The organism is Acinetobacter sp. BIGb0102 (genome assembly GCF_003815055.1).
Lineage (GTDB): Bacteria > Pseudomonadota > Gammaproteobacteria > Pseudomonadales > Moraxellaceae > Acinetobacter > Acinetobacter vivianii.
The window spans coordinates 151,607-164,148 of the sequence record NZ_RKQE01000015.1; the positions used below are offsets into that span (position 1 = coordinate 151,607).

Genomic DNA, 12,542 nt, shown 5'->3' on the forward strand with positions numbered 1-12,542 from the left:
AGGTCAGCTTATGCAACTTGAATCGGTTCTATTTAAACACATCGGGATGTTTCGGGATTTAAAACTCGATTTCTATCCTGAACAACACCCCATTACCTTGATTCTGGGTGATCAGGCCACTGGTAAAAGCACGATTTTAAAGAATATCTACCAAAGCCTGACCTGGTTTTCTGCACGCTATAAAGATATACGCACCGCTGGGGTCGTGATTGCCGATCAGGATATTCTGTTAAATAGACTACAAGCCAAAATCCAGATTCATGTCCGCATGAGCAGCGAGCTGAATGGCGCTTTGCCTGAAAGTAGTAATGCACAGGCCGAAGATACACAAACCTGCATGTGGAAATTGTACAAAACCTTCAATGCACAAGGTGTTGGCATCAGTCAGGTGGAAACCCAGCAACTCGACCAGCTGGTAACGCTGTACCAGAAAACCAATCAGCAGGATCCGCTACTCGGCTTACCATTGATCGCCTATTATCCCGCTGAACGCTTTGTACAAGATATTAATTTACAAAGTAAAAATACGCCGGGGACTTTGCAGGAAATTGCCGCCTATGATCTAACAGCAATTCCTTACACCACTTTTGCACGGTTTTTTGAATGGTTGCGTGAAATCAGCGATGTGGAAAATGCGCATTCGGCTCACATTGTCAGACGTTTAATGGGCAACGATTTTAATCAGCAAAACCAGTCAGAAATTTTGCAAGAATTGCAGCAGGAACTGGTCAATCATCCTAAACAATTGTCTGCACCGAATTTGTATGCCTTGAAAAGCAGTCTGCAAACTGTTTTTCCCGAACTGAATGATATTTATATTCAATACGTTCCCAAACTTCAGTTAATGGTGCGCTATCAGGAAAAGACGCTGCCATTTCAACTGCTGTCTGCTTCGATGAAAGCATGGATTGCGTTGGTGGGAGATATTAGCCGACGATTGTGTTTATTGAATCAGCATTGTTTTAATCCCTGTCTGGAAGGTGAAGGCATTTTGCTGATTGATCAGATTGATCATCAGCTCGACCAGCATATGTGTGCTGAAATTCTGGCGCGCTTACATGAAGCATTCCCTCGTCTGCAAATTATTAGCACAGGCAACCGTGATGCTTTGCTGGAGCATGCTGCGCAATACCAATGCCTGAAACTGGATCAAAAAGGCGTTTATGAAATCGATCTGGAAGCATCCCAACAACAACTTTCTGCCTTGTATCAAGAGTTAGCGCAAACAGAAGAAATGAGCTTAATCGAACAACAGAATTTGCTGCAAGCTGATCCTTTATCGAACAAAGTGGATGATTTATTTCATCAGATTCAGGGTCTAAATGAACAAGAAAAGAGCGATTTAATCAACTTGCTCAGGATAGATGACACCCCGCAGGAGAGCCCACTTTAATCGATTGCCCGAACTGGATAATTCTGTGGTTTAAAACAAAAAGTGTTGTTATTTTCATGTAATAACATCAGATTTTTATTGATGTTTTGTAGTAAAATAAATCTCATTTTTTATTTTCAAGTTGTGCAATACAACTTGCTGCCTCCGTTAACTTGATTGGGCTTCAAGATTTAAAGTTTTTGGTATTCTCTTTGAGTGCCTGTAAGTCTTGAAAAAAATTCACCCTTAGGTCTCGACCTAAATCATCGACATGGATACCAGTGTGCTACCGATTATTATCCTATTACCGCTCATACTCGGCACCACCCTTGTCTCACAATTGCAACGTATTTCACGGGGCGTGACGGCACTTGGGGCGATTGGCATCAGCCTTAGCTGTTTTATTTTACTTCTTACTCAGGCAGAAACGGTTCTTCAGGGCAATACCCTGCAACAAAGCTGGGACTGGCTTCCACAGCTTGGAATCAATCTTAGTTTTCGCCTAGATGCATTAGGTTTATTGTTTGGTCTGCTGATTAGCGGTATCGGCACACTCATTTATATTTATGCCTATTATTATCTCAGCCCGAAGAACTCGCTCAGTAAACTCTATCAATTATTAATGCTGTTTATGGCAGCAATGCTCGGGATTTCACTCTCCAACAACCTGATCCTGTTATTGGTGTTTTGGGAGTTAACCAGTATTTCCTCTTTCCTGCTGGTTGGTTACTGGAGTCAGTATGATGCTGCCCAGCGTGGTGCCCGTATGGCTCTTACAATTACAGGAATGGGTGGTTTGGCAATGCTGGGGGGCTTTGTCTTACTGGGTCAAATCACAGGCACCTATCAAATTGATCAACTGGTGCTGATGAAAGATACCATTCAGCAACATGAGCTTTTTGTTCCGACCTTACTGTTAATTTTACTTGGGGCTTTCACCAAAAGTGCGCAGTTCCCGTTTCACTTCTGGTTACCCAATGCCATGGCGGCACCCACGCCTGTTTCGGCCTACCTGCATTCGGCAACAATGGTTAAGGCAGGGATTTTCCTGCTGGCACGTTTAGCGCCTATTTTTATTGGTGCTGCGCTATACCACAACATCGTTACTTTTGTCGGTTTATTCACGTTGTGTATGGCCGCAGGTTTTGCGATTTTTAAAGAAGATCTCAAAGGATTACTGGCTTATTCGACCATCAGTCATTTAGGTCTGATTGTCTGCTTACTCGGTATCGGTTCACCGCTCGCAGTTGCAGCGGCTGTATTCCACATCATTAACCATGCCACCTTTAAAGCGGCATTGTTCATGATTGCAGGGATTATCGACCATGAAACGGGTACACGTGATTTACGTAAGCTCAGTGGCGTCTGGCAACTGCTTCCATTCACTGCCACCCTGACCATGATCACCGCTGCATCTATGGCAGGCGTTCCACTGACCAATGGTTTCATCTCCAAAGAGATGTTCTTTACTGAATTACTGGCAAATCTATCTGGCCCAGTCATGGTGATCTCAGCGATCGTTGCGACCTTGGCAGGTATTTTTGCGGTGAGTTATTCGATTCGTCTGGTTCACGGTGTCTTCTTCGATGGCCCACTTGGTAAACAGGTTCCAAATAAAGATGCGCATGAACCACCATTAGGCATGCGCTTGCCTGCAATCATTCTTGCGACTTTGTGTATCTTGGTCGGTATCCTCCCTGCCCTACTCGCTGGCACGCTCGTGAATAGCGTAACGCGTGCAAGTCTGGCTCAACCTGAATTTGAAGGTGTGCATCTTGCGATTTGGCATGGGGTTAATGCACCGTTGCTAATGAGTGTGATTGCCTTGATTGGTGGGGCATTGTTCTATTTCGCACTAGCGAAAGACGGACGCATTCGCAAGATTGATCTTGATCCTCATTTGGGTAAATTTCAGGGCAGAGTTCTATTCGATCTATTCCTGAAACATTTACTGCTCAGCAGTCGCCGCATGAAGCAGACCACCGAAAATGGTTCTCTGCAAAGCTATCTGCTCTGGATCGTCCTCTTTAGTATTGTCATGGTGGCACTGCCGCTGTTGAATCAGGGACTCACCACAGGTACACGAGAACTGACACATGCACCGTGGGTGGCTATTGTTTTATGGCTCACTTTGTTCTCTGGTTGCTGGATGATGCTTTGGTTCCATCATGAACGAATCAAAGCGGTTCTAATCAGTGGTGCGGTTGGTTTAGTGGTGACCATGGTTTTCGTGACCATGTCTGCACCTGACCTTGCATTAACACAAATTACCGTAGACGTTGTTACGACGGTTTTACTGTTAATGAGTCTGTCGTTATTACCGCAACTGACGCCATATGAATCAAGTCGTTCACGTCGCTGGAGAGATGCAAGTCTGGCAATCGCAGGCGGTTTAGGGATTGGCTGGATTGCATGGTTGTTACTGACACGTGACCATAATTCAATTTCATGGTTCTTCATGCAACAGGCGATTCCACTTGGCGGCGGATCAAATGTCGTCAACGTTATCCTCGTGGACTTCCGTGGATTCGATACCTTCGGTGAAATCACCGTATTGGGCATCGCGGCAATTGGTGCGCTGTGCTTGATGGATGGCATGCGTGCGCATGGCACGACCATGACACAAGGTCTGACTTATCGTTTTAACCCATCTCCACTGATGTTACGTATTACTGCATCATGGATCTTGCCGCTTGCGCTTGTGGTGAGTGTGTATATTTTCATGCGCGGTCATAACCTTCCAGGTGGTGGCTTCATTGCAGGCTTAATTACCTCAATGGCCTTGGTGATCCAGTACATCGTGCTGGGACAAGACCAGACTGAACAGATGATCAAAGCCAAATCTGGACGTCTTTATGAGTTGTGGATTGGTTCTGGTTTAACCATTGCAGGTTTAACTGGTATTGCAGCATGGTTCTGGGCGCGTCCATTCCTCACCAGTGCACATATTTATGTGGAAGCACCTTTACTCGGAAAAATGCACCTTGCATCGGCTGTTGCCTTTGATACTGGTGTCTATATTACCGTTGTAGGGGCTGCCATGTTATTGATCTCGGTCTTGGGGGACTCACGTCACTCCAGTATGTCAGGCCCGATCCCAAGTGGAGATAAAGAAAATGGTTAGTATTGAATTTTTACTCGCTTCAGGGATTGGTTTATTAACGGCAACAGGTATTTATTTGATTCTACGTGCCAGAACGTTTCCTGTTGTGCTTGGCCTTGCCATGATTGGTTATGCGGTCAACCTTTTCCTGTTCGCAATGGGGCGCTTGCAAATTAACGCCCCTGCTGTTTTGACACAAGCCACCAAAGTCACCGATCCATTGCCACAGGCACTGGTCTTGACAGCCATTGTCATTGGCTTTGCAACCACAGCATTTATTGTGCAACTTGCCTTACGCAGCCGTTATGAATCAGGTACTGATCATGTCGACTCTAAAGAAGAACCCACCTTGACTTATGACCCACGTGAGGATGAGCCATAATGTTTGATTTTTATACTTTCTGGCACGCTCACGCTCCGATTATCAGTATTTTAATTCCGGCTTTTACCAGTTTTATCTTGCTCTTACTGGGTAATCCGGGTGCAGGTTCTTTAAAACGCGATTGGCGTCAACCTTGGCGTCGCGGTATCAGTCTGGGTTCAGCAATTTTAGGTCTGATCACCGCAATCAGTTATCTTGCGATTGCCAGTACCGGCCAAATCACGGTTTATCAACTCAGTGAATGGTCTGCACCTTTTGGTATTGTTCTGGTTCTCGATCAACTCTCTGCATTTATGCTAGTGCTCACTTATCTTCTTGCCGTACCTGTAATCTGGTTCGCAAGCGATAACTGGGACACGCGTGGACGCTATTTCCATACCATGGTGCATTTCCTGTTGATGGGAATCGCGGGTGCATTCCTCACAGGCGACTTGTTCAACTTATTCGTATTTTTTGAAATCCTGTTGATGGCTTCGTATGTGTTGCTATTACACGGTCAAGGTCGTCCACGTTTTCAACTGGGAATTCACTACGTCACCATTAACCTGCTCGCCTCTGCCCTGTTCCTGATCGGTTTAGGGATGATCTATGGCAGTGTAGGTAGCTTAAATATGGCCGATGTCGGTCGTCTTGTACCAACCTTGGATGGTGATCAGCACAAGCTTGCAATTGCAGGTGGTTTTTTACTGTTCGTGGTATTTGGTATTAAAGCAGCCATGCTCCCTGTCGGCTTCTGGTTACCAAAAACCTATGCCGTTGCCAGCACACCTGTTGCAGCACTGTTTACCATTATGACCAAAGTCGGCATTTACGCGATTTTGCGGGTCAATGGAACCGTGTTTGATGATGCTATGGCACAGAGCATTTTCAAGAATTGTTTACTGATTATTGGCTTGATTACTTCACTTTATGGTGTAGTTGGTGCAATTGGTGCAGAACGTCTCCGTCGTTTTGTTGGCTTTATGGTGTTGTCATCGATTGGTACCTTGCTGATTGCAATTGCCATGTTCAACACAGCAGCATGGGCTGCGGCACTCTATTATTTAGTACACAGTACTTTAATCGCAGCGGCATTCTATTTATTCTGTGGCTGGATGACATCACAACGTGGTTCTTTCAAAGATCATTTGAAAGTTGCACCTAGAATTAAACAGGAAAAAGCAGCAGCATTTACCTATTTCATCATTGCGTTAATGTTGGCTGGTTTACCACCTTTCAGTGGTTTCTTGGGCAAAGTCTTTATTTTACAAGCCACAGCTGAAACGCCATATCAAGGCTGGATCATTGCAGTCATCTTGATTGTCAGCTTGCTCAGCATCATCGCGCTGACACGTGTTGGTTTTATTCTGTTCTGGCGTGCAACGCCTCCAGAAGATGACCAGAAAGAAGCTGCTTATGCTGAATATCAGGCCTTACCTGAAGTTGCACCAAAACGTAATGACAAGGCGATCTACATCCTGCTTGCCAGCTTGATGGCCTATGTGGTTTTTGCTGCGCCAATACAAAGCTATACCACAGCAACTGCTCAGCAAATCCAGAACCATGCATTATATAACCAGACCATTCTGAAAAATGATGCACAAGGTCGTCCAATCAGTGTTCAGCCTTATGATCCAAGCTATTTACCTGAAACCAAGTATGGTGGTGAAGTAGAAGATCATAATGCCGTATTGATTCCGGATATTATTTCCAAGCCGACCTTACAAGGTGAACATATTTCCGAATATAAACAGCGTCAAATCGCTGGGCAGGTTTTAGAAGCACCGACCATTCCAAATAACACGCAGTTAAAACCAATGGAGGATCACTAATGCAAAAATCATCTTTGCTTGACCGTTGGTTCCCACATCCATTTGTGTCTGTTTTGATTTTCCTGAGCTGGCTAATGCTGGCTCACAGTCTGGATGCAACTGATATTTTAATTGCCGTGATTCTGGCAGTCGGGATTGCACGTTTAGTGAGTCCATTTATTGCCAGAACACCACATATTCACTGGACGCCTGCCATTAAACTGGTTTTTGTGGTGCTTTGGGATATCGTGATCTCTAATTTCCGTGTTGCTAAAATGGTACTCGGACCAATGGACCAGTTGCATCCTAAATGGTATCGCGTTCCATTGGACACCGAGCACGAACAAGTGAATACCTTGCTGGCAATGATCATTACCACCACACCGGGTACGGTTTCGGCGGGTATTGATCAGGAACGTGGTGATATTCTAGTGCATGCGCTCAGTACTGATAATGCCGAGCTTGATATTCAGGACATCAAAAAGCGCTATGAAATGCCTTTAATCGAAATCTTTGACGTGAAGATTACAGCAGAAGGAGCAACCAAATGACTATTTTACCTTATGCATTGGGTATTGGTTTAATTGCGATTACCATCTCCATGTTCATGTGTTTGATTCGTCTGATTGTCGGCCCTTCTGTGATTGACCGCTTGCTGGCACTGGATACACTCTTCCTGAATGCCACCTGTTTAATCGTGGTATTGGGCATTTATTGGGTCAGCACCAATTTATTTGAAGGCGCACTTCTGGTTGCAATGCTGGGCTTTGTTTCAACCGCTGCCCTCGCCCGCTATTTCACAACCGGTCACGTGATTGATTAAGGAGCTCCAGCATGCAATTGATTTTTGAGATTATCATTTCATTCTTTGTGGTGTTTGGCGCATTCTTTATGTTGGTCGGTTCGATCGGCATGATCCGTCTGCCAGACTTGTTTATGCGTCTACATGCACCAACCAAATCCAGTACGCTGGGTCTCGGGAGCTTCTTGATCGCTGCAATGATCTTCTCAGCGACACAAGGCCGTTTTGGTTTTGCAGAGCTGCTGATTACTTTATTTGCATTTATCACTGCACCAGTATCAGCGAATTTGATGGCTCAAGCGGCAATTCACTTACGTTTACGCTCAACCAGTGGTGATGTACCAGAAGCGTTAAATCGTCCGCTTCCTTGGCAACGCTACCGTCGTCATCCTTTGAAGAAAGATTAACACTTTTATTCAGCGCATAAAAAAGCCACCCGAAGGTGGCTTTTTTATATCTATTTACTTTTGTTCATCTTGCTCTTGTTCAGGCAGATCTTTAACCGCTTCAGCAATCAGACCAAACATATAGTTACCATAGGCATTGGTCTTGTCGTAATGGAAACGCAATCTTGGCGTAATACGTGTCTTGATACGACGACTCAACTCATGACGCAGGAAACCAGATGCTTTATTCAAGACATCCAAGGTTTCTTTATTTGCAGCTTCACTTTGGTCATCACCAAGTTCACGGCCCATTACAGTGACATATACTTCAGCATATCCCATATCTGCACTGACTTTCACGGCTGAGATGGTCACAAGACCACCCAGACGTGGATCTTTAAGCTCCTGACGGATGAGCTCGGACAACTCACGTTGTACCGAATCCGCCATGCGCTTTAAGCGTTGGCTACCCGCCATTAAAGACTCCGTTTAATCAATTGAACATCATACACTTCGATCTTGTCTTGTGCCTTGATGTCTTTATAGCCTTTGACTGCAAGACCACATTCCATACCAGCACGAACTTCTTCAACCACTTCTTTATAGCGACGAAGAGATTCAAGCTCGCCTTGGAACACAACCACGTCATCACGTAATACGCGAATTGGCTTGTTACGGTGTAATACACCTTCAAGTACCATACAGCCTGCTGCTGCACCAAACTTACTTGAGTGGAATACTTCACGCACTTCAGCAACACCCAAGATAGTCTCACGGTGTTCAGGTGCAAGCTTACCGCTCATTGCAGCTTTCACATCGTCAATCAATTGATAGATGATGCTGTAGTAACGAATATCGATACCATCTTGGTCAGCTTTTTGACGTGCTGTATTGTCCGCACGTACGTTAAAGCCTAACAATACTGCTTCTGAAGATTCAGCCAACGTTACGTCTGACTCGGTGATTGCACCTACGCCAGAACCGATTACACGGACTTTAACTTCATCAGTTGCAAGCTCATCAAGTGCAACATGCAATGCTTCCAAAGTACCGCGTACATCAGTTTTGAGTACCACGTTAACTGTTGGAACATCTTTTTTGCCCATTGATGCCATGATGTTTTCAAGACGCATCGAGCTTGCGCGCTCAAGACGTTTTTGACGTTCACGGTCTGCACGAGCATCAGCAACTTCACGTGCTTTCTTCTCGTCATTAACAACAAGAACTTCATCACCCGCCATTGGCGCTTCTGGTAAACCTAAGATTTCTACAGGAATTGATGGGCCTGCAGAAGTGATACGTTGACCATTTTCATCTGACATTGCACGTACACGACCATACGATGAACCTGCCAATACAAGGTCACCAATGTTCAATGTACCGTTTTGTACAAGAATCGAGGTTACTGCACCACGGCCTTTATCAACACGTGCTTCAATTACAACACCTTGTGCCGCACCTTCAGCAGAAGCTTTAAGCTCCATCAATTCAGATTGGATCAGGATCAGGTCAAGTAAACCATCGATACCTTCACCAGAGTGTGCAGATACTTTAGCGATTGGAACATCACCGCCCCACTCTTCAGGTACGATACCTTTGGTGGTCAATTCGTTTAATACGCGATCTGGATCAGCTGATTCTTTATCCATTTTGTTGATTGCAACAATGATTGGCGTACCAGCAGCACGCGCATGGTCAATTGCTTCAGCTGTTTGTGGCATTACACCATCATCAGCAGCAACAACAAGTACCACGATATCAGTTGCTTTCGCACCACGTGCACGCATAGACGTAAACGCTGCGTGTCCCGGTGTATCTAAGAAAGTAATAATGCCTTTCTCAGTTTCAACATGGTAAGCACCAATGTGCTGAGTAATACCACCCGCTTCGCCCGCTGCCACTTTAGAGCGACGGATACGGTCCAACAATGACGTTTTACCATGGTCAACGTGACCCATGATTGTAACGACTGGTGGACGAGTTGTTTGCTCACCACGCGCTTCTTCAGCTGCAACCAATAAGTTATCTTCTGCTTGTGTATCAGAAACCAATACTGGGTTATGACCCAATTCTTCAACGACAAGTACAGCGGTATCTTGATCAATCGCTTGGTTCTGAGTAACAAGCTCACCCATTTTCATGAGGGTCTTGATGACTTCACGAACTTTAACAGCCATTTTCTGTGCAAGATCGGCAACAATGATTTTCTCACCGATCTCTACATCATAAACCTGTTTCTTCACAGGCTTTTCAAAACCATGCTTGTTGGCTTGGCTTGTTTTCAAGCCGCGCTTGTGATGGCTCTTGCTAAAGCTTTGTTCAGACTGAGCATCGCCACCACGACCGCCTTTCTTACCACCACGTGGGTTTGCAGTCGCGCCACCGCGTTTGATTTCACGGTCTTCCTTATTGAAAGAATCTTCATATGCCTGACCAACAAGACCAGCAGCTAAAGGTGAATCATCAATAACACGAATGGTTGCAGTTGCATCATCATTTGAATATTTTGATGCCATCTGACGCATTTGCTCAAGCGTACGTTGCTGCGCTTCTTCAGCTGCTTTACGACGTACTGCTTCTTCAGTCGCTTTCAACTGAGCAGTTTGCTCTTCACGTGCTTTTTTCTGTTCTGGTGTTTCTGTAGGACGAACAACAGGGGCTTTAATGACCTTGTCGCTATTACGCTTTTTCACCACAACAGCTGCTTTCGCAGTGGTTTGACCTGAACTATCAGAAGTATGCGCTGCACGCATTGCTTCTAATGTTGCATTTGCTTTTTGTTCAGCGCTATGACGAGCTTTTTGATCTGCTTCATCACGTACTTTTTGTTCAGCACGTACTTTAGCATCTGCTTCTACACGCGCTTTTGCTTCAGCTGCAAGTAACTCTGGATTTGGCTTAGCAAAAACTTGTTTCTTGCGAACTTCAACATTAATGCTTTTTGCTTTACCTGAAGTACTTGTAACTTTAGCAGTACTCGTTGTTTTACGTTTCAACGCAATCTTTCCTGTGTTACCACTTTCCTGACCATGTACTTTTTTCAAGTGATTGACCAAAGTATCTTGCTGTTCAGTGGTAATAATGTCATCTGCTTTACGCTGTGGTAAGCCTGCTTCGCGAACCTGTTCCAGGAGTTTCTCTACAGGACGTTCTACACTGAGTGCTAACTCTTGAATCGACTTGTCCGTCATCTATTATCTCCTAGTTAAACCATGATTCACGTGCTTTCATGATTAACTGACCCGCTTTGTCATGACCTAAACCTTCGATATCAGAAATATCGTCAGTTGCTTGGTCTGCCAAATCATCAACAGTAACCACACCACGCGCCGCCAATGCATACGCAATCTCAGTTGTCATACCTTCCATACCGAGAAGTTCTGCACTTGGCTCTTGAATATTTTCTTGCTGTTTCAATGCATCCGTCAAAGCAGCTTCTTTCGCACGACTCTGTAGCAATTCAACCAAATCAGCTTCAAGCTCGATTTCGTCAAATGTTTCAGCTGGAACGTAAGCAATCTCTTCTAATGAAGTGAAGCCCATTTCAACCAATGCCATTGCCAAGTCTTCTTCAATATCAAGACGTGTAATAAACATGTCTAAATATTGCTGTGCTTCATTTTGCTGACGAGCACGATACTCTTCTTCTAACATCATGTCGAGTTTATAACCCGTCAATTCAGATGCTAAACGAACATTTTGCCCTTGCGAACCAATTGCACGCGCTAACTGATCATTGGTCGCAAAGATGATGTCAGCACTACGTGCATCTTCATCAAGGACAATACCTGATACATCAGCTGGCTCTAACGCACTTGCGATATATTGAGCTGGATCATCAGACCACACCACCACATCAATACGCTCACCGTTCAACTCTTGCTGTACAGCTTGGATACGTGTACCACGCATACCAATACATGCACCTACTGGGTCAATACGATGGTCATTGGTTTTCACTGCAATTTTAGCACGAACACCCGGTTGACGCGCTGCTGCTTTAATTTCGATGATTTCTTCAGAAATTTCTGGAATTTCTTTCTTCATCAATGCAATCAGCATTTCAGGACGTGCGCGAGACAATAATAATTGTGCGCCACGACCTTCACGGTTTACATTGTACAAAATTGCATTGATACGCTGTTTAGGACGTAAAATTTCTTTGTGAATGGTTTCTTCACGCGCCAAGTAAGCTTCAGCGTTGTCACCAAGATCAATGATAAAGCCATCTTTGGTTTGCTTTTTCACTTCACCGTAAATCAACTCACCGACTTTAGATTCATACGCATCTGCAACCAGTGCACGCTCTGCTTCACGAATCTTCTGTACGATCACTTGTTTAGCGATTTGCGCAGCAATACGACCAAACTCGATTGATTCAACTTCAAGCTCACGCACATCACCGATTGACCATTTCGCAGGGTCTACATCAGAAATTGCATCTTGGCATGCTGGCATTTCATGATCTTCATCCGCAACAACTGTCCATTGACGGAAGGTACGGTAATCACCAGTTTTACGATCAATCTCAACACGGAGTTGAGCTTCTTCAGAATGTGTGCCTTCGTAAAACTTTTTCTTCGTTGCCGCAACAAGTGCTTGCTCTAACGCTTGGAAGATCGCTTCACGACTAACACCTTTTTCATTACTAACCGTTTCTGCAACGGTAAGAATTTCGCGGCCCATAAGTCACCTACCGATTTCTTA

At 44.7% G+C, this 12,542-nt stretch carries 10 protein-coding genes; 7 read left to right on the plus strand and 3 right to left on the minus strand.

Annotated features, from left to right (window positions below; all coding sequences use genetic code 11):
* Positions 1–10: 10 nt before the first annotated feature.
* The 7 genes from EC846_RS15285 to EC846_RS15315 all read left to right on the plus strand — a co-directional run bounded on the left by EC846_RS15285 (position 11) and on the right by EC846_RS15315 (position 7,856).
* Complete coding sequence (locus EC846_RS15285) at positions 11–1,393, plus strand: ATP-binding protein (RefSeq protein ID WP_123775681.1); 1,383 nt, start codon at positions 11–13, stop codon at positions 1,391–1,393.
* Positions 1,394–1,643: 250 nt separating this feature from the next.
* A complete protein-coding gene (locus EC846_RS15290; RefSeq protein ID WP_123775682.1) occupies positions 1,644–4,496 on the plus strand; it encodes a monovalent cation/H+ antiporter subunit A in 2,853 nt (950 codons plus the stop codon).
* Positions 4,489–4,857, plus strand: coding sequence for a Na+/H+ antiporter subunit C (locus EC846_RS15295; protein ID WP_004774108.1), 369 nt, complete (start codon positions 4,489–4,491; stop codon positions 4,855–4,857). The genes EC846_RS15290 and EC846_RS15295 overlap by 8 nt, the downstream gene beginning before the upstream one ends.
* Positions 4,857–6,668: a monovalent cation/H+ antiporter subunit D gene (locus tag EC846_RS15300; RefSeq protein ID WP_123775683.1), complete on the plus strand. Its 1,812-nt coding sequence runs from the start codon at positions 4,857–4,859 to the stop codon at positions 6,666–6,668. The genes EC846_RS15295 and EC846_RS15300 overlap by 1 nt, the downstream gene beginning before the upstream one ends.
* Positions 6,668–7,198 carry a Na+/H+ antiporter subunit E gene (locus tag EC846_RS15305; protein ID WP_004774105.1) on the plus strand — a complete coding sequence of 177 codons (531 nt, stop codon included), beginning with the start codon at positions 6,668–6,670 and terminating at the stop codon, positions 7,196–7,198. The genes EC846_RS15300 and EC846_RS15305 overlap by 1 nt, the downstream gene beginning before the upstream one ends.
* Positions 7,195–7,470 carry a monovalent cation/H+ antiporter subunit F gene (locus tag EC846_RS15310; RefSeq protein WP_004774102.1) on the plus strand — a complete coding sequence of 92 codons (276 nt, stop codon included), beginning with the start codon at positions 7,195–7,197 and terminating at the stop codon, positions 7,468–7,470. Before EC846_RS15305 ends, EC846_RS15310 begins: the two co-directional genes overlap by 4 nt.
* 11 nt (positions 7,471–7,481) lie before the next feature.
* Entirely contained in the window at positions 7,482–7,856 is a 375-nt protein-coding gene (locus EC846_RS15315; protein ID WP_004774101.1) for a Na+/H+ antiporter subunit G, read from the plus strand.
* A 54-nt stretch (positions 7,857–7,910) separates the two neighbouring features.
* Here EC846_RS15315 and EC846_RS15320 read toward each other — a convergent pair whose 3' ends face one another.
* From EC846_RS15320 to nusA, 3 genes are read right to left on the minus strand one after another with little or no spacing between them, the layout of a single operon-like run.
* Positions 7,911–8,312, minus strand: a complete 402-nt coding sequence (locus tag EC846_RS15320) for a ribosome-binding factor A (protein WP_004774100.1) — start codon at positions 8,310–8,312, stop codon at positions 7,911–7,913.
* On the minus strand, positions 8,312–11,026 hold the full coding sequence (infB, locus tag EC846_RS15325; protein WP_004774098.1) for a translation initiation factor IF-2: 2,715 nt from the start codon (positions 11,024–11,026) through the stop codon (positions 8,312–8,314). Before infB ends, EC846_RS15320 begins: the two co-directional genes overlap by 1 nt.
* 10 nt (positions 11,027–11,036) lie before the next feature.
* On the minus strand, positions 11,037–12,521 hold the full coding sequence (gene nusA / locus EC846_RS15330; RefSeq protein WP_004774096.1) for a transcription termination factor NusA: 1,485 nt from the start codon (positions 12,519–12,521) through the stop codon (positions 11,037–11,039).
* Positions 12,522–12,542: the final 21 nt, after the last annotated feature.